This window comes from Alteromonas sp. AWQ4_252 (assembly GCF_056158205.1).
Genome location: NZ_JBSWSV010000001.1, coordinates 3,787,580 through 3,806,671, shown reverse-complemented (window position 1 = coordinate 3,806,671; position 19,092 = coordinate 3,787,580). Strand labels below are relative to the sequence as shown.

15 protein-coding genes are annotated in these 19,092 nt (G+C 46.0%); 10 read left to right on the top strand and 5 right to left on the bottom strand.

The window, feature by feature from the left end; genetic code table 11:
• Positions 1 to 10: 10 nt before the first annotated feature.
• From ACXACM_RS16735 to ACXACM_RS16725, 3 genes are all read right to left on the bottom strand, one after another.
• Positions 11 to 1,594 carry a serine hydrolase gene (locus ACXACM_RS16735; RefSeq protein WP_474823159.1) on the bottom strand — a complete coding sequence of 528 codons (1,584 nt, stop codon included), beginning with the start codon at positions 1,592 to 1,594 and terminating at the stop codon, positions 11 to 13.
• Positions 1,595 to 1,723: 129 nt separating this feature from the next.
• Positions 1,724 to 2,314 carry a thymidine kinase gene (locus ACXACM_RS16730; RefSeq protein ID WP_474823157.1) on the bottom strand — a complete coding sequence of 197 codons (591 nt, stop codon included), beginning with the start codon at positions 2,312 to 2,314 and terminating at the stop codon, positions 1,724 to 1,726.
• Between the two features lie 320 nt (positions 2,315 to 2,634).
• Complete coding sequence (locus ACXACM_RS16725) at positions 2,635 to 4,878, bottom strand: acyl-CoA dehydrogenase (RefSeq protein ID WP_474823156.1); 2,244 nt, start codon at positions 4,876 to 4,878, stop codon at positions 2,635 to 2,637.
• Between the two features lie 258 nt (positions 4,879 to 5,136).
• Here ACXACM_RS16725 and ACXACM_RS16720 point away from each other — a divergent pair, with 258 nt between their 5' ends.
• From ACXACM_RS16720 to ACXACM_RS16690, 7 genes are all read left to right on the top strand, one after another.
• Positions 5,137 to 7,443, top strand: coding sequence for an efflux RND transporter permease subunit (locus tag ACXACM_RS16720; protein WP_474823154.1), 2,307 nt, complete (start codon positions 5,137 to 5,139; stop codon positions 7,441 to 7,443).
• Positions 7,440 to 8,237: an outer membrane lipoprotein-sorting protein gene (locus ACXACM_RS16715; RefSeq protein ID WP_474823153.1), complete on the top strand. Its 798-nt coding sequence runs from the start codon at positions 7,440 to 7,442 to the stop codon at positions 8,235 to 8,237. Before ACXACM_RS16720 ends, ACXACM_RS16715 begins: the two co-directional genes overlap by 4 nt.
• A complete protein-coding gene (locus tag ACXACM_RS16710; protein WP_474823152.1) occupies positions 8,206 to 9,441 on the top strand; it encodes a hypothetical protein in 1,236 nt (411 codons plus the stop codon). Before ACXACM_RS16715 ends, ACXACM_RS16710 begins: the two co-directional genes overlap by 32 nt.
• A gap of 15 nt (positions 9,442 to 9,456) precedes the next feature.
• Positions 9,457 to 10,011: an outer membrane beta-barrel protein gene (locus ACXACM_RS16705; protein ID WP_474823150.1), complete on the top strand. Its 555-nt coding sequence runs from the start codon at positions 9,457 to 9,459 to the stop codon at positions 10,009 to 10,011.
• A 64-nt stretch (positions 10,012 to 10,075) separates the two neighbouring features.
• Positions 10,076 to 10,333 (top strand): DUF3081 family protein, encoded by a 258-nt coding sequence (locus tag ACXACM_RS16700; protein ID WP_474823149.1) that lies wholly within the window; start codon positions 10,076 to 10,078, stop codon positions 10,331 to 10,333.
• Positions 10,334 to 10,459: 126 nt separating this feature from the next.
• Positions 10,460 to 11,389, top strand: coding sequence for an LpxL/LpxP family Kdo(2)-lipid IV(A) lauroyl/palmitoleoyl acyltransferase (gene lpxL, locus ACXACM_RS16695; RefSeq protein WP_474823148.1), 930 nt, complete (start codon positions 10,460 to 10,462; stop codon positions 11,387 to 11,389).
• Positions 11,390 to 11,493: 104 nt separating this feature from the next.
• A complete protein-coding gene (locus ACXACM_RS16690; protein WP_474823146.1) occupies positions 11,494 to 12,108 on the top strand; it encodes a TcpQ domain-containing protein in 615 nt (204 codons plus the stop codon).
• 4 nt (positions 12,109 to 12,112) lie between these two features.
• Here ACXACM_RS16690 and glnE read toward each other — a convergent pair whose 3' ends face one another.
• Positions 12,113 to 15,001 carry a bifunctional [glutamate--ammonia ligase]-adenylyl-L-tyrosine phosphorylase/[glutamate--ammonia-ligase] adenylyltransferase gene (gene glnE / locus ACXACM_RS16685; protein WP_474823145.1) on the bottom strand — a complete coding sequence of 963 codons (2,889 nt, stop codon included), beginning with the start codon at positions 14,999 to 15,001 and terminating at the stop codon, positions 12,113 to 12,115.
• 96 nt (positions 15,002 to 15,097) lie between these two features.
• On the opposite strand from glnE, the gene ACXACM_RS16680 reads away from it, so the two are divergent.
• A complete protein-coding gene (locus ACXACM_RS16680) occupies positions 15,098 to 16,009 on the top strand; it encodes a DUF350 domain-containing protein (RefSeq protein ID WP_474823144.1) in 912 nt (303 codons plus the stop codon).
• Here the strand turns inward: ACXACM_RS16680 and ACXACM_RS16675 are convergent.
• Positions 15,950 to 16,348, bottom strand: coding sequence for a GIY-YIG nuclease family protein (locus ACXACM_RS16675; protein WP_474823142.1), 399 nt, complete (start codon positions 16,346 to 16,348; stop codon positions 15,950 to 15,952). The genes ACXACM_RS16680 and ACXACM_RS16675 overlap by 60 nt on opposite strands.
• A 48-nt stretch (positions 16,349 to 16,396) precedes the next feature.
• Between ACXACM_RS16675 and hldE the strand changes: the two genes are divergently transcribed.
• Both hldE and ACXACM_RS16665 read left to right on the top strand, forming a co-directional pair.
• Positions 16,397 to 17,830, top strand: a complete 1,434-nt coding sequence (gene hldE, locus ACXACM_RS16670) for a bifunctional D-glycero-beta-D-manno-heptose-7-phosphate kinase/D-glycero-beta-D-manno-heptose 1-phosphate adenylyltransferase HldE (RefSeq protein WP_474824402.1) — start codon at positions 16,397 to 16,399, stop codon at positions 17,828 to 17,830.
• Between the two features lie 105 nt (positions 17,831 to 17,935).
• Complete coding sequence (locus ACXACM_RS16665) at positions 17,936 to 19,033, top strand: XrtA/PEP-CTERM system-associated ATPase (RefSeq protein WP_474823141.1); 1,098 nt, start codon at positions 17,936 to 17,938, stop codon at positions 19,031 to 19,033.
• The last annotated feature ends 59 nt before the right edge of the window (positions 19,034 to 19,092 follow it).

Sequence of the window (19,092 nt, the reverse complement as noted above, 5' to 3'; positions counted from 1 at the left end):
TCAACACGCGCTAGTTGTCTTGCTTGATAAAATGCATATCACGCCATTCGTGATTTTCTTTCTTTTTAACCGTAAATGGGTGCAACGTAAAACCATTGACGTTATTTTCAACATCTACCTCGAAGTGAATAAATGCATTGGTTGCTGCGTTTTGGTTATCCCAATGAATGGTAAATGTGTGCGCATCAAACGGCTCAACTGTGCCAGTTAACATTGGCATTTTTTCTGAAGATATCCGGATATCCTTACCCTGCCTGACCAGAGAAAACCCGCCAAACCAAGGGTCTGAAAACGTGCCTGTGTAAGCATCAGTTTCAAGTAAAACCTGCCCACTTCCTGAGGGTTTTACGTAATTTTTCAAGTACCTTGCTTCTCTCTCATCCTGATAACTCTGGTATTGTGCCACCCAGTCTGTCGTTGGCGCTTCTGGCATGTAGCCTTTTAAAATGGTCTGCATGACGGCACCGCGAGCACCATAGTTCGAACCATTATTAAGGACTACCACGCCTAAAGATAATTCCGGCACAAACGCTACGTAAGCTTGGTAGCCCGATAGGGTTCCAGTATGAGAGACTACTTTGTAACCGTGAATATCCATTAGTCGCCAACCTAAACCATAGGCCTTGAATTGCATGTCGTCCCAGGCTTGATCAGTGTCGTCTACAGACAATACTGTATGGGGGCGAAGCATGTATTCAACAGCTCCTTCGCTTATCAGAGAATCACCAGAGGGAAGTTTGCCCTTATCAAGCCACATTTGCAGCCAGCGCAGCATATCAGGTGCATTACAGGAAATTCCCCCGGCTGCCGCTGATACTATCCCTTTTGCCGCGATTTGGTTTCTGGGTATAGGATAAATACCGCGTTCGTCATTGTGGCCATAACTCAGTGCTCTGTTATCAAGCACGCTTTCTGGGACGTCGCCACCAAAACATGTCATACCCAGAGGTTTGAATACAGACTCTTGTAAGCGCTTTTCCCAACTCATCTTGGTTTCATGTGCAACGATCTCACCGGCGGTAATATACATCACATTGGAATAAGCATAGTTTCGACGGAAGCTGTATTGAGGCGTGAGATACCGGAGGTTGTGGATAATTTCCTCTCGGCTGAACCCACTGGGCTCAGGCCAGAGCATACTGTCACCGGCGCCGGAGCCCAGGCCACTGCGGTGTGTAAGCAAGTCCGTCATATCCATTTCACGGGTAACCCAAGGGTCAGCCATTTGAAAATCGGGTAGAAGATCTGACACCCGGGTATCCCATGACAGCGCCTTCTCGTCGACTAACTGTGCAACAGTGGTAGCAGTAAAGGCTTTGCTGGTAGAAGCAAGACGAAACCACGTATCCGGTTCAACAGGCAGCTGGTTTGCCACGTCGCGCAATCCATGGCCATTGAGATACACAACTCTGCCATCTTTAATAATACCTACACTCATACCTGGTGTATGGAACTGGGTTAACGCCTGCTCGATGGTATCGGGTAAATGCTGGAGGTTGTCAGGGAGGTGATTAACCGCTTTGGTTGCCGACGCGCACGGCAGTGCTGCGCAAAGTAATAAGCTGGCCATACCAAGCTGAAACGAATTTTTCATCACTTAATCCTGTGTGTTTATTAATATTTTATTCTTGATTTTTCAACCATATCACACACAAGTCAATGCTTCATCGTAAATTCATCTGCGATTGTTGTTAAAAAAATCCCAGACTAAAGCTGACAGAACTCAGGACCGAGGCTGATCCCATACCAATTGTTTAAAGTGTTTTCTGCACATTGACTCGTAGCGATCATTACCACCAATTTCTACCTGGTCGCCCGCAGTTACTGCCTGACCTTGCTCATCCATACGTACGACGAATGTTGCTTTGCGCCCACAGTGGCATACGGTTTTCAATTCTGTGAGCTTGTCTGCCCACGCCATCAGGTAATGGCTTCCTACAAACGCCTCGCCGAGAAAGTCTGTGCGTAAGCCATAGGCTAATACGGGAATGTCCAGCTCATCGACAATTTCAACAAGCTGTTTTACTTGTGCTTTGGTTAAAAACTGGGCTTCGTCAATGAAAACACAATCAAGAGGCTTTTGACGGTGAGACTTAAAAACCTGTTTGAACAGGTTATCATCGGTAGAATATAAAGTGGCGTCCGCCTGCAATCCAATTCGTGAGGTAACTTTGCCGACTTCATATCTATCGTCAATAGCCGCGGTAAATATAGAGACGTGCATACCCCTTTCCCGATAGTTGTATGCAGATTGTAATAAGGAAGTGGATTTCCCTGCGTTCATCGCAGAATAGTAAAAATAGAGCTGTGCCATAATAGGATATTATTTTTCTTGTTTAAGCCAGTTCACCAAGAGGTATATATGAATGGGGTCTGGCGTCGTAAAAACCTTGTCGTTAGTCTACACCTATTGCTACACGGGTTTCAGCTTGTTTTTTGTTTCTGCTCTTGCAGCAATGACTTTTCCACCAGGAATAACGGCAATGGGGAGTGTTAAGCGAATTACAGGCGCGCCAGTTTTTTCGCAGTTCTGTGAGAGCAATGCCATATGAGGACTTTTAGGTCACTCAACTTTGAGGAATAAAAAAAAGGCGGCTTTTTAAGGCCACCTTTTTATGTCACATATCAAAAGACTTATGCTGCGTCTTTGTTTTCTGATTCTGAAAGGTTACTTTCACTTACAGGCTCAAGATCAAACGTAAACTCATCAACGCGCACCGCGAGTTTGCGCTTCTCATTGTAGTCATGCAGCATTTCTGCTTCTTTTTCAGTTACAACACCACGTTCCTGCAATTTCGCTAGTGCATTTTCGAATGACAAATAAGGAACAACAGGCTCTTTGCGCAGTGCTTTTTGCACTTTACCCAACAAGTGAGCAACAGCGTGTTTTGCCTTAAAGGCCTGTTCGTTAATGTCATTACCATCACCAGCAACGGGACGTACTAAGTGGGTAAGCTGTGCTTTAATGCTGTCGTCCTGCATAGAAGCGAGCGCTAATTTACAGGCTAATTTATCGCTGATGCCACTCACAGAATTTGTGTAAGTACAGGTAAGTAGGCGCATCAACCCGCGAGTTGGTGTATTCGGGAAGTTGGACACAAAATCAACTAACGCCTGTTCTGCCTGTTGTAAAGTCCATTGCATGGCATACTCAAAGTAAGGTTGCGCTAACTTGCGATCCTCTACTCGTTGCTCGTAAAAACGAATTGCAGCCATACCGCCATACAGATAGCTCATGACGTCACCTAAGCGGGCAGAAAGCAACTCCGCTTTTTTGAGATCGCCGCCCAGTACAGCCAGTGATAAATCTGCCATTGGTGCCAGTTTGGCAGCCAATGAGTTCAAACGCTTCTCATACTTAGTCACTTCTGGTAGCGCAGATTTCGAACTGCGCAGGAATGGAAGATAACTTGCTGACAAGCTTCTGAAAGCGTTTTTAACACTGAATCCAATGGTTTTCTTCAGTACTTTGTTGAATTGACCATCAGCACTGCTGTCATCACTGTGGATCAAGTCGACCATTTCTTTCAAATAGGGGTGACAACGCATCGCGCCCTGACCAAAAATCATCAGATTTCGGGTAAGAATGTTGGCACCTTCAACAGTGATCGCAATAGGCAGCGCGGAATAACCCCCGGCAAGGGTGTTCTGAGGCCCGCGTTGAATTGCTTTTCCTGCCAAAATATCCATAGCAGAATTCATAACATCACGACCCAATTCAGTCATGTGATACTTTGCAATAGCCGTGACTACAGACGGTTTAAGACCCAGACCAAGACCTTCTGTGGTTAAAACACGCATTGACTCAAGGAGGAACGTTTTACCTGCAATGTCCGCAAGCTTGCCTTGAATACCTTCAAAGCGACCGATGGGTAAGCCGAACTGCTCCCGAACAAAGCTATATTCAGCTGCTGCTTTAAGCGCACATTGGCCCGTCGCAACGCCCATTGCTGGTAGGGAGATACCACGGCCTGCACCAAGGCAGCTCACCAGCATTTGCCATCCGCGACCGATGTTCTTCTGTCCACCGATAATGAAATCCATAGGAATAAATACGTCCTGACCACGGGTGGTTCCGTTGTAAAAACGCTGACCCATAGGGTCGTGACGATTTCCTAGTTCTACACCAGGGTGCGACTTAGGTAACAAGGCACATGTAATACCTAATTCCAATTTGTCGCCTAACAGTTGATCAGGGTCGAACACTTTAAACGCTAAACCCAATACAGTAGCGATGGGCGCCAGTGTGATGTATCGCTTGTCCCAGCTAACTTTAAGACCAATTACCTCTTCACCTTCCCACTGTCCTTTGGTGACGATGGCAGCATCAGGGATCCCGCCTGCGTCTGAGCCAGCTTCCGGGCTGGTTAACGCGAAACAAGGGATATCATCGCCTACAGAGAGTCGGGGCAACCAGTAATCTTGTTGCTCTTTGGTTCCGTAATGCATTAACAATTCGCCCGGACCCAAAGAGTTTGGAACCATTACTGTAACGGCAATCGCACCACTTTTCGCTGCTAAGGTCGCTACAATTGTAGAGTTTGCATAGGGGCTAAACTCTAAACCGCCGAATTTTTTCGGAATAATCATTGAGAAAAAGCGATGCTTCTTCAAAAAGGCCAGTATGTCGTCTGGTATATGCTTGTCGTTGGCCAATTCAAAATCGTCAATCATGCCAAGAAGTTCCTGTACAGGACCATCCATAAAGGCTTGTTCTTCAGAACTAAGCTTGGCCTGGGGAATGGCGCGTAGGGCATCCATATCAGGTTTACCCTGATAAATAGACGACTCTAACCAAATATCACCCGCATCAAGTGCTTCCTGTTCGGTTACTGAAATTGGAGGAAGAACTTTCTTAAGACTTTTTCGAATACTCATTTTTACTCATCCGCTCATCTGACCAGTTGTTATAAGCTAATACTACATGACATTTCTCAAAGATCAAATTTTATGTAATAGCCGTGTAAACTACGACCTGCTTAGCTTTCTGTTTATTGATATTTAACAATTGTTTTATAAACATTTTTTCTAATGTATTAAATTTTTTTGAAACTGACGCGGCGATGGGGAAAAAGTTACACATTCTCTCGTTTGCGGATACACTGTTAGTGTGTAAAAGAAAAAGGATTCAGAGGAATGCGAACTCTGCCTGTGTGGGTTACTTGGTGCATGGATAAACCTAAAACCGTGCTTTTGTTGTTTGTTATTGCATGCATTGCATTGGGAAGCGGTGTAGGTAATTTGTACTTTAGGGGGGACTACAAAGTTTTCTTTGAGGAAAGCGACCCGCAGAAACTTGCCTATGAAGAAATGCAAAACGTTTTCAGTAAAAGTGAAAACGTGACGTTTCTCATTCTACCTCACAATGAAAATGTCTATCAGCCGAGCACATTCAAACTTGTCGAGGCATTGACAAAAGAAGCGTGGCAAATCCCTTTGTCTATCCGGGTAGAGTCACTGGCTAATTATCCCTATACCTATGCTGATGAAGAGGGCATGGTGGTAACCGACCTCATTAAAAAAGGTCAGATAGATAGTGACCATATTGAATGGGTGAAAAAATCTGTTGCGCCGCTGGAAAATGTTCGTGGGCGACTGATATCCATGGACGACAAGATGGCGGTAATCAACGTTACCATCCAGTTGCCAGATGGAGACCAGACGCCCAATATCATGAAAATTGGGGCTTTTTCGAGGGAGTTGGAGTCTCGTTTCGAAACCGAGTTTCCCGATCATGAGATCTATTTGTCCGGTATCGTAATAATGAACGATGCCTTCGCATTAACCGCACAAGATGATGCTGTTACACTGATCCCCCTGATGTTTGTCATCATTGCTGTGGTGATTAGCCTGATGACTCGCTCATGGGCAGCGGCCAGTATTGTTCTGGTGATTGTCGGAGGCAGTATTATTATGACCATGGGGATAGGTGGTTGGTACGGGCTTTTCTTAAGTCCGTCAACCGTAAATGTTCCCACTATGGTCACCACATTGGCGGTAGCCGATTGCCTGCATGTCATTGTGAGTTATCGACAAAAACTCTCTGCCGGGATGATGAAACGCGACGCGCTGACAGAAAGTCTGCGTATTAACTTCAAAGCGATTTTGCTCACCAGCGCGACGACGGCAATTGGTTTTCTTATGCTGAATTTCGCAGAAGTGCCCATTTTGTCACACTTGGGAAACCTTACAGCGGTGGGCGTCATGCTGGCCTGCTTGTTATCGCTAACCGTTTTGCCAGCCTTACTCATGTTGGTGTCAGAGCCAAAAACGTCAGGTGCAAATCAGGGTGATAAACAGGTTCGAAAACTCGGATTATGGGTCTATAGCCACCACCGTAGAATACTGCCATATTCCGTTATTGTTTTGTCAGTGTCTCTGTTGTTTTGCCTCAATAATCGTCTTAACGATGTGGCAGTGGAATATTTTGATTTGTCCTCGCCGTTCAGGCAGTCGGTCGAAGTACAGAAAAAGTATATGGGAGGTATGTCCAACATCGACTTTGCGGTTTATACGGATGAAGCCTACGGCATTAATGATCCTGCTGCGATGAAAGAAGTGGATGCACTGGCCAAGTGGTTGCGTTCACAGCCAGAAGTAAAACACGTACTCAGTTTTGCCGATATCATAAAGCGGCTAAACATGAATATGCATGATGACAAGCCGAGTGCTTTCACATTGCCTGAAACCAAAGACCTGGCAGCACAGTACTTATTACTCTATGAGATGTCGTTGCCGTACGGTTTGGATTTAAACAATCAGGTAGATTTAGATAAATCAGCTGTACGTATCATTGCCGTCCTCGAGAACCTGGGTAGTAATGAATTTACTGAGTTTGAGACAAGAACGAAAACCTGGTTCAACAAACTTGCTCCTCACTTGCGCCTGGAGGCCGCAAGCCCTGCACTGATGTTTGCGCACATTGGTGCCCGCAATATGGAAAGTATGGTGTGGGGGTCGGTAGCTGCGCTGGTAGTGATATCTCTGATTATAACCCTAGCGCTTCGCTCCTGGCGTTTGGGGCTGGTCAGCTTGCTGGCAAACCTTTTGCCTGCCAGTGTAGGTTTCGGCATTTGGGGAATGTTATCCGGCGAGATTAATATGGCATTGTCGGTTGAATTGAGTATGACCATGGGTATCATTGTCGACGACAGCGTGCACTTCTTATTGAAATATCAGGCTGCGCGTAAAAATAAAATGAACGTCAGGTCTGCAGTGAACTATGCTTTTGAAACAGTTGGTCGCGCGATGATTACGACCACGTTAGTTCTGGCTGCGGGGTTCGGAGTACTATTGTTCTCAGACTTCAGACTTAATTCAGATATGGGGTTGATGACAAATATCATTATTCTCGCCGCATTATTAATTGATTTACTCTTTTTACCATCTTTCCTTATTTGGCTTGATAAAGAAAAGAAACAAAAAACGAGGTACGCGACATGAGTTTTTTTCGTCCTTTATCTGTTCTTGCAATAGCGTGTGGCTTAACCTTTTCAGCAAGTGTTATGGCTGACGCAGCGTCAGAAGCGGAAGGGTTGCGAGTTGCCACTGCGCGAAAAGACGTTAACCGGGGTTGGGTAAACACCGTTGCAACCATTACGATGACGCTAAGAAATGCTCAGGGTCAGGAAGCCCGACGAGAAATGAGAGTGAAAACCCTTGAGGTGCCTACCGATGGTGACAAAGCGTTAACGATCTTCGACTCTCCAAGAGATCTGAGCGGAACAGCATTCCTGAGCTTTTCACACATAGATGCGCCAGATGAACAGTGGATCTTCCTGCCCGCGGTAAAACGGGTAAAACGCATTTCTACCAGTAATAAATCAGGTCCTTTCCTGGGCAGTGAGTATGCCTTTGAAGACATGACATCTTTTGAAGTACCAAAGTTTACCTATGATTTACTCGGGGAAAGTGAATTCCAGGGTGATGCTGTTTATTTGTTGGAGCAAAAACCTCTTGATGAGTTTTCTGGTTATTCAAAACAAATAGTGTGGATTGATAAAGAACACTACCGCCCGAGGAAAGTTGAGTTTTTTGACCGTAAAGGTGAAGCACTGAAAGTGTTAGAATTCGATAACTACCAATTATTTGATGATGAGTTCTGGCGACCCATGCGCAGTTTTATGTACAATCTGCAAACGCAAAAATCAACGGAACTGATTACCCATTCATTGGTATTCGGCACAGAACTAGAGGAATCGGATTTTGACAGCAACAGCTTGCGCAGGGCGCGATAGTCTAAAACGGGGCTCAATTGCCCTCATGTTATCTGCGATTATGTCGCCATGGGCGCTGGCAGAAATGCCCGATATAGATATCAGTGGGTCAGCCGGCGTGGAAACTCGCTATTTTCTTCAAGATGCTGCATATCCTGAACAACCTCGTTCTCAGGTATCTGCTTTTGCATCCCCGGAGCTCTACACCGAATGGAACAACCGCATTGACAGCATTCTGTTTAAACCCTTCGTGCGTTTAGATCAGCGTGATGAGCAAAGAACCCATGTGGATATTCGTGAACTTATGTGGATGCACGCTGCTGATACCTGGGAAACCCGTGTAGGGGTAAGCAAGGTGTTTTGGGGGCAGACAGAATCTATCCACCTGGTGGATATCATTAATCAGACAGATATGGTTGAGAATATCGACGGGGAAGACAAACTCGGGCAGCCCATGATAAACCTGAACGTTTACGGCGATTGGGGAACGTTTTCCGGTTTTGTGCTGCCTTATTTTCGCGAGCGTACGTTTCCTGGCGAGGACGGTCGACTGCGGCCTCCCGTGGAAATTCGTGAGAATGATGCCATCTATGAATCTGACGATGAAGAGAAGCATATCGACATAGCGTTGCGTTGGCAGCGTTCTTTGGGAGATTGGGAAGTAGGCTTGTCCTATTTCGACGGGACTACCAGAGAGCCAGAATTATTAGCTGCAACCGACGACAACGATACTCCAATCATTCAACCCTACTATGCGCAGATCCAGCAATACGGGGTTGATGTGCTAAAAGTACAAGGTAGCTGGTTACTTAAATTTGAAGGTATTTATCGCTCAGGGCAAAGTGAAGATTTCGCCGCAGCGGTGGCCGGCTTTGAAAGAACCTCAGTGGGTGTCTTCGATACCAATTATGATCTTGGTGTGCTGGTTGAATACCAATATGACGAGCGTGAAGACAACTTCTTCGCCACAGGGCAAAACGATATTATGCTGGGGTTGCGCTGGATTTGGAATGATATAGATGGCACTGAAATTCTGTCGGGTTTCATTCAGGATTTAGATCACTCCGACACGTATTCAGCCTTCGTGGAAGCGTCCAGCAGAATGACTGACCACTGGCGCTGGAAACTCGACGCTTACTTTTTTTCGTCTGACCAAACAGACGACACTTTCTATTATATGCGGCGCGACGATCATATCCAGGTAGCGCTGGAATATTACTTCTGACAACAGGATTGATGAATGAAAAAAGGAATTGCCTTAGCAGTTATGCTTGCCGCGAGTTTTTCCTCTCAGGCAACGGAGAGAATGTACGGCCTTGCAACGGTGGGATATTCGGATGCTGAGTTTGATGTCACAGATAATTCAGGTGTAGCTTACAGCCTGGCACTTGGTCATCAGTTTAGCAGTCAGTGGTACGTGGAAGCCGGGTATCACAATTTATTAGATGAAGACGATGGATTGGATACACTTCAGGCTGAAGGTCTTTATCTGGCAGTGTTGGGCAAAGCTGGCGGCAGAATAGGTGAGTTGTACTATAAACTGGGCGTGATGGACGTGGATGTGAAAGGCGTTCAGGGTGTGGCCGGTGACGATTGTACGGTCGATGACTCGGAATCAGATGCCATTACCTATTGCGCTGTTGACGAGGGGATTTTGGCTGGCATGGCAGGGCTTGGATTCGATTATCATATTGGCCTCAACAGTATGGTGCGATTAGAAGCACTGTATATTCGCGGTCAGGAAGATTTTTCCACCAGTATGATAAATGTAGGTTTCCGCTACAACTTCAATTAAAAGTAATCTTTTCTGTGTTTTTTCGGGTAAACATCAGTAGGTTTTGGAAACGGGCGCGATAGTGATGAAAAACGAATTAGACAGCAAGTTTCTACTGCGGGTATTTGATAAAATCCGACAGTTTGGCGATAAAACAGATGAAAAGTATCGCTTAAACGGCATTGTGGCGTTTACCGATCTTGATGGGTATACACTTTACGTCGAAGATGCACAGGTGAAACTACAGTATGGTTTTCACAACCAGTATCATTATGACTATCCTTCACAGGCTGCTTTTGAGCAATTTGAGAAAAAACTGAAAGAGATAGATAGCTCACATTAATCAAGGGTTTTAACGTGCTGTATTAACTGACTGACTCATCTGAGCTTTTCTGTTTTGCAGCCGTTGTAGTGGCGAATTTTCACTTAATCAGTACAATGAGGCAAATTCTGAATCTGAGAGAATGCATTGTCAGCTGCAATTAAGCCTCCATCCTTTTCTTTATCTTTTCTTGGGCCTCGCTTTTGGGGAATTTGGTTTGGCGCGGGTGCGTTATACCTTTTGCTGTGGTTGCCTTTTCCACTGATCCGCATATTGGGTGCTGGAGCTGGCAAACTTATCGCTATAATAGTGCCCAAAAGGGTTCACGTTGCCAGACGCAATTTGGCCCTTATGTACCCGAACATGTCAGATGCGAGTCGAGAAGCATTGCTACAGCGAAATATTCGTTGCACCGGCATGGCGCTGTTTGAAACAGGCATGGGATGGTGGTGGCCTGCGTGGCGAATTAAAAAGCATTTTGAAATAGAAGGGTACGAGCACGTCGAGGCGGCTATTGCACAAGGCAAGGGAGTGTTTGGCATGGCGCTGCACAATATGAACCTGGAGTTTGCTTGTCGTGGCCTGGGTTATACCCATCCTGCCATTGCATTTTATCGCAAGCACGACAACCCGCTGATGGACTATTTACAATATCACGGTCGTGCCCGCTCCAATAAGTACATGATCCATAAAAGAAACGCAAAAGCGTTGTTGGCTGCTCTGGACAGTACTGAGTTGTGTTTGTATTTGCCAGATCAGGATTATGGTCGAGGGCAAAGTATTTTTGTGCCTTTTGGTGGGGTAAAGGAAACAGCAACCACCACTGCTACTTTGATGTTTATCCGTCGCACCGACGCGGTTCCCATAATGATAACGTCTCAGTTCACGGCTAAGGGATATAAAGTTAAATTTTATCCACCTATGGAAAACTTGGGAGAAATGGAAGATATTCCAGCATTAACAATGCTGAATGAGCACGTTGAAGCCGCAGTTGCTGAGCAGCCAGAAAGCTATTTATGGATGCACAAACGTTTTAAAACCCGACCTGATAAAGCTGATCCATCATTATATGATTAACGGCGGTATAGTTTTCTGTACTAATATTCTTTCAGCGCATTGTCGGTGATAGCGCTATAGTATAAGTAAGGGCTTTACAGTAAGGGGGCGAGGCAGTAACAAGCATGGCAAAACAAACACAATCTGAGGCTGTATTCTGGGCTAAGCACATAGGTCTGGCTCTGGCGCTCATAGTCATTGCGGGCATTATTGTGGCTTTGTACGAGCAAAACGAGTCGGAACCTGTACCGGAAGGCGCTAAAAAAGAAAAGTCTGTTTCTCAGGGGTTAAGTGAGTTTTACCGGGAATATCGCATGTCTTCCACGGATCCTATAGAGGAAGAGCAGGGAGATTTTGTGGTGGAGCTCTCCCAGGGCTCAGAGAGCTTAGATACTCAGCTTTCCAATATGTCGAGCGGCTTCAAGACTGCAAATAAAGATTGGGAAGGGGAACAAAAAATGCGTAGCTTTAATGCCGGTAATACGTTGCGAGAAGCCATTAGTCGCTATGCAGAGCAAGAGGGGATGCAAGTTATTTGGGATCTCGATCAAGATTTCATTATCAAGTATCAGTTTCAGATGAACAACACCATCGTTGGTTCTTTGTCGGCGATTGCCAGTGCCATAGATGCCAACTTTGAGGCAGATGTCAGTACCTTCGTCTGCCCCGAGCAAAGGACGCTAGTGGTAACAGCCGAAGTTACTCCATTTTTGAAAAAAAACTGTACACCAGCAAGCTAAGGGGTTACTCCTGCGACTGTTCAGCATTAACCGTTTTGTCCCAAATAGCCGTTACCGCTTGCCTTATTGAGGCAAGTACCTGTGAGTTATCGGCAAATTTGTGATCTGCCAGGGTGAGTTGATGATAATGGTCACGCAAGGTCAAATAGGACTGTTGCAGTGTTTTCGTGTCATCTTCTGATACTAAACCGCATTCAGATGCCATTTCGATAATACGAAGGTTATCTGGGAATTTTGTCAAGTCATGGAAACGGTTCGCATTGGCCAGCACCCAATATTGTGCGAGAAACTCAATATCGGTTATTCCACCTTGGCATTGCTTCAAATCGATACCATCTGCATCGGCTGCAATAAGGTGTTCACGCATCTTAGCACGCATTTCTCTTACATCTTTGCGCAACAGCGCCTGCTCTCGGGGTATAGTCAGGATCCTTTCACGCACCTGGTCGAAATTGGTCATCAAGTCAGCATCACCGGTAATACTTCTGGCTCTGACAAGCGCCTGATGCTCCCATGTCCATGCATCTTCCAACTGGTACCTGGCAAAACCGTCGATGTGGCAGCACAGCAAGCCTGCATTACCCGATGGACGCAATCGTAGATCTGTTTCATACAACTGACCAAACAGGGTTTTGGTATTTAAAAGATGCATTAAACGCTGTGCGAGCTTAATGTAAAACTGTGGAGCACCGATTTGCCGTTTTCCGTCGGTCACCGCATCGCGGGGAGCATTGTGTATGAAAACTAAATCTAGGTCGGAGCCATAACCGAGCTCATAACCACCCAGCTTCCCATAGCCTGCAATCATAAATCCGTATTCTCCGTCTTTTAAATGAGACGGTTTTCCATATTTCTCCTGTGTGTGTGTCCAGGCATGATGCAGCACACTTTCCAATATGACTTCTGCAAGGGCGGTGAGTTTGTCACTTACACTTGCAATGGGCAAAGAGCCGCTGATATCGCTGGCAGCAATACGCAATTGCTGGCAGAGCCGAAATTGACGCCAGCCATCCATCACCATTTCCACGTCATCGGGTTCTATGCGAAGCAACTGCTGTCGGAGTTCATCACGATAGACCTCACGGCTTTCATCAATATTGGTATTTTGTTGCTGTAAATAAAGCGGCGTAAGTAATTCATCAAGCAATAACGGAAACCTTTTTACTTGCAGGGCGATCCATCCACTTCTGTCACACAACTTGATCAACTGATTGAGTACGTCCGGATTTTCCAGTAGCAAGTCAAGGTAAGTAGTTCTGCCTACAACAGCTAGTATCACGTTTAGAAGGCGGTCTAACACTTGTGACATTTTACTGGGATGCTGGTCAACAAGGGAATACAAAACCTCCGGCATGAGTTTATCGAGAGAATCAGCGCCTCGTTGACCCAGTCTGGAACGGGTTAAATTCTCCCGAAACCCCGTAAGGCTTGCAAAAACACCGGATGCCTCTTCGGGGCTGAGCGGGGGAGTAAACAAGTCCGAGAATTCACTTTCGGCTAGCGTCAAGTGCCAGCCATCACAACAGCGCAAGTACAGGGAGTCATCGTCGTCATGACTTTCCTGTGAGGTCTCGATGATTTCCTTAAACATCTGGTGAACGCTAAGGCGAACCTCCTCAAGTGCCTCCAAAAACGACCGGTAGTCAGGGTAGCCAAGTACGGAAGCCAGAATGGCCTTTTTCTCATTTTCTTCTGGTAAAAGCTGAGTTTGCTCGTCGTTGATTTGTTGTAGGGTGTGTTCTGTTTTACGCAGGAACAGATAATGCTGATAAAGCGTTGTCATATCTTCGCGATTTGCCAGTGACAGGGAGCATATAGCTGTCAGTGTATCTTTCAGGCCCTTAACTTGAAGCGAAGGTTCCCGTCCGCCATGAATAAGCTGAAAACTCTGCGCGAAAAACTCAATTTCCCGGATCCCCCCGCTGCCCAGTTTAATGTTTTCTCCAAGTTGTCGGCGTCGTTGTTCGCTGGCGATGAGATGTTTCATTTCACGCAGTGAATCGATAGTAGTAAAATCGAGATAGCGACGGAAGGTGAAAGGCTTGAGGATATTTTCCACTTCCTCCCGGTATGCTGACATTGGATTAAGCACCCGGGCTTTAACCATGGCAAATCGCTCCCAATGCCGCCCCTGTTCCTGATAATAATCTTCAAACGCGCCCATATGCATTACCAGAGGCCCACTGTCGCCAAAAGGACGAAGTCGCATGTCGACCCTGAAAACCTGGCCATCAGCTGTGATCTTATTCAACGCATTAATGAGCTTCTGCGCTAATTTAATGAAAAATTGCTGGTTCTCTACCTTTCTGCGGCCGCCCTCTGTCTCGCCTTTTTCGGGGTATACAAATATCAAATCTATATCAGAGGAAAAGTTTAACTCACACCCTCCCAGTTTCCCCATGCCGAGAATTAGCATGGGTTGTGGACCGTTCTCACCCTGAGGCGTACCGAATTGAGCGCAATGCTGGTTATAAAGTGTGTTATAGGCTGAGAGTATAAGTGCATCTGCGAGGGCTGAAACTTGTTTTAATGAAACTTCTACAGGTTGTTGATTAGTGAGATCCCTAAACGCTATTTTACTCATGTAGAGATGACGTACGTGACGTAAGTGACGATGCAAAGCTGATTCGTCAGACATAACTTCAATAAAGTCAATAAGTTGCGTAAACCCCTTCGGGGTAGAAGGCAGTTCTTCATTATCCAGAATTTGGCATATCCATTTCGGGTGTTGCATTACCTGCCTGAAGACAAATTCACTCTTCCCAAAGAGATCTGTTAGAACTTCTGTTGTATCAGGCGGCAATAAATCGTTGCCGTGTCTTGTGATAAATTGAGATAAACGATCTTTACCAGTTTCAATAATAATCCTGTTTTTTATTTCTTCCGTAGGCATAATACGCTCAACCATCAATGAGTTAACAGACAAGAGTCTGGCACAAGATGTTGTTGGCCTCCAGTGTTTATGACTATCATCGCGAGGAGCGATTTTATGGACGTACTCGTTAAGCTGACTCAGTTACCCCACGACCTGTGGGTGTATTTACTAATTGATATTAGTCTGGCGCTGCTGCTTTTAATGATCATGAAATGGCTAGCGGGCACATTCAAAAAACGGTCCGTTGCAGACGAACTTGGTGTACAAGATAACTTCGCCTTTGGCATAAGTATGGCTGGTGGCATGTTGTCTTTGTGTATCGTCGTGGGCGCTGTTGTCGGTCGACATGTCGGGGAAGGTTACGGAACGGCGGCAATCGGCATGCTCACTTTCGGTTTGCTTGGTATCGTTTTGGTAAAATTTGGTCGTTTTGCCCATGATAAAATGGTACTGAATAAGCTCGATACAATGGACCTTATCGCCGATAGAAGCGTAAGCGTCGCGCTTGTTGATGCCGCCAGCTTAATTGCCAGTGCAATTATCTTGCGGAGCATGGTGCTATGGGTGGATGGCAGTGATATGAATGCCATAATCGCAATTGTTACCGGGTTTACTGTGGTACTAGCTTTGTTGCTAATGATGACTCGCTTGTATGAAATACGCTATGCCAGAGACAACCAAAATGATTCCTTTCAGGGCGCACTTCGTCAGGGACAGTTAGCTTTGGCGGTAGAACACTCGGGTAATTTACTGGGTATTGCGATGATTGTTTCGTCTGCCAGTTACGTGCTGAATTATCATCCAGCAGGCTACGTGAGTAACGTGACCGGATGGTTAATCGTCGGCACAGTATTATCTCTTGCGTTACTGGTGCTGGTTACCATCAGCAAAAAATTTATCTTGTATGGTTTAAACTATCGTCAGGAAGTGGATCAGCAACACAATATAGGTGTTGCCTGTCTTGAGTTAACGCTGAGTATCGGTATTGCGCTTATCGTTAATGGTGTGCTGGAGTTTTTGGCCTGACCCTACAGTTTTGCCACTGTCGGTGAACTGTTCAAGACAAGGTGTAACCCCTTCGAGGGCGTTAACTGTACCACTAATTATGGCCATTTTGGCCGTGCGGTTCATCTGCTTAATGAGATACTCTGCGCGCATAGCGGTAGTTTTATCAGGAACGTGTCCAACCCAGCGAAAAGAGAGTGGGGCTTTACCTTTTAAGGCTTTGGCTCCGCCTTTTATTTCCCCGGAGTGTTGCCGCATTCGCCGCTGAGGGTTGTTTGTTATACCGGTATACAACTGGGACAAACGGTTTTCTATAATGTAGACATACCAGTTCTGTGTCCTTGTGTGCTCTTTTGCCATCGCGCCTGTTATACTCTTCTACCACATACTAAATACATCTTATAAGTGATGATGTTACCAGATTTTAGCCAAACCAAAATTTTAATTGTGGGCGACCTGATGCTTGACCGATATTGGTCGGGCGGTACAGGCCGTATCTCTCCCGAAGCACCTGTCCCCGTGGTTAATGTAGACAATACAGAAGACAGGCCGGGCGGAGCTGCAAACGTTGCTATTAACGCCGCCACGCTGGGTGCCGCAGTAACTCTGCTAGGGGTAACCGGTGATGACGAAAATGCCAGTATACTGGAGCAGCGCCTTTCTTCCCATGGCATCAATACCCGACTGTTTCGCTATCCCGAGCGCGATACAATTACGAAATTACGCGTTATGAGTCGCAACCAGCAACTACTGCGCCTGGATTTTGAAAAAAGCTTTGCCGAGGTTGATAAGTCTGCCATGGTTGACGCGTTCACGATTGCCCTTGACACTCATGACGTGGTGGTACTTTCAGATTATGCCAAGGGGTGTTTGTCAGATGTTCAGCAATTCATTCAAGCTGCCAAACTAGCTGGCAAACCAGTGGTAATAGATCCTAAAGGCAGTGATTTTACCCGCTATCGGGATGCGACTATCATTACGCCCAACAGAGCGGAACTGACAGCTATAACAGGCCTAGCACAAGACGAAGCTGAGTTGTGCCAGCAAGCGGTATCCCTTCGTGATTCCCTCAATCTGAGCGCCATGTTGCTAACGCGCTCTGAGCAGGGAATGACATTGTTTGAAAGGGAAAACGAGCCCTATCATTTGCCAGCGAAAGCCAAAGAAGTCTTTGATGTCACAGGTGCGGGTGATACTGTGGTATCAGTCCTCGCAGTTGCTTTAGCTGCCAAGCAGTCATTGCAGCATGCTTGTGTGCTGGCGAATATAGCTGCCAGTGTGGTGGTGGGTAAGCTTGGCACGTCTACCGTATCTACTACCGAGCTTGCTGTGGCGTTAGGGGAGCAATCGACGCATCTTGACGGTGGTGTAATGACTGAGGCACAACTTGCCCAGGCTATGCTACAGTCGAGACACAGGCAAGAACGTATTGTCATGACAAACGGATGTTTTGACATTTTACATGCCGGGCATGTGAGTTATCTGGAGGCCGCAGCAAAACTCGGCGATCGTCTCATCGTGGCGGTAAATGACGACGATTCGGTATCTCGATTAAAAGGACCAGGCAGACCCATCAATAATGTTGGTCGCCGCATGGCTGTGCTGGCGGGACTTGCGGCTGTAGATTGGGTGGTACCTTTTAGTGAAGATACACCTCAACGTCTTATTGCCTCATTACTACCAGATATTCTGGTAAAAGGAGGTGACTACCGGGTTGAAGAAATAGCAGGTGGTCAGGAAGTCATGGAAGCTGGTGGGGAAGTGCGGGTGTTACATTTTGAAGAAGGTGTCTCAACCACAGGTATTATCAGTCAGATTGTGGGGAAGCAAACGCAAAAATAGGAAGATCATTTGGGGTTTGTATCACAGAGTCATGGCGATAATGTGAGCTTTGAGATACTCTTACACATTCATTAGTCATGGTTCTCAGTATCAGCGGTAGTTTACATGTACGAAAGTTTTTATGGACTCGATTCAAAGCCATTCCAGCTCACGCCGGATCCGGCTTTCTTCTTCGCCAGTAAATGGCACAAAAGAGCAATGTCGTATCTGCAATACGGCTTGTCGCAGGCAGAGGGATTTATTGTCATTACCGGTGATATTGGTACAGGGAAAACCACTATCGCAAACAGTCTGTTAGCAGACATTGAAGACGATATAGTCGCAGCGCAAATAGTGACGCCTAAACTCACACCTGATGAATTGGTCAAAATGGTGGCCGCTAAGTTTGGCATTAATGTAGCGGGTTCAACCAAAGCGGATATCCTTAAAGATTTGGAAACCTTTTTGTTTGATCTCAGTCGTCAGGGACAGCGGGCATTATTGCTGGTTGATGAAGCGCAAAACCTGCCGTTGGAAACCATAGAAGAGCTAAGAATGCTGTCTAATTTCCAACAATCTGGCAAGCCACTACTGCAGAGTTTTTTGTTAGGTCAGGAAGAATTGCAGCCTATTTTACGTGCACCAAATATGGAGCAATTCCGTCAACGCATCGTGGCTTCCTGCCATCTAGCACCCTTGATGGAAGAAGAAACAAAGCGCTACATTGAATACAGAATGGAGCACGCGGGATGGAGTGGGAACGCTTTGTTCTCTGACGAGGCTTTCTCCCGTATTCATAAATTCACTCGTGGTGTACCGAGAAAAATCAACACCCTGATGGATCGCATTTTATTGTTTGGATTTCTTGAAGAGCTTGAAGTACTTGATGAGGAAGCGGTAACGACCGTCATCGATGAAGTGAAAGAGGAAATGTTCGTACCTGATGCACCTCAACCCGAGCAAACGGAGGTTGAGGAAGATGAGGTGGATGTGGAAGCAGATCTCTCTGAGGTCATCGAGCAAATTAAGCAGAAAGGGCCGCATAAAAAGCTTATCACCCCTAACGGAAAAGAAGTGCAGGATGCTGAATACTACAAGGGTATGTTGGCGGAGTTAGTGGATGCACTGGATGATGCCATCGCGCACAAAGTGAAGTTAACGCAGTATATCGATAAAATGCTCAAGAAAAAGTATCAAACGTACATGCGTTCGAAGGACGAGTAAGTTATCACGCTTTAGTGTTCAGATACTAAAGTGTTCAGGTATAAAAAAACGCCGCATGC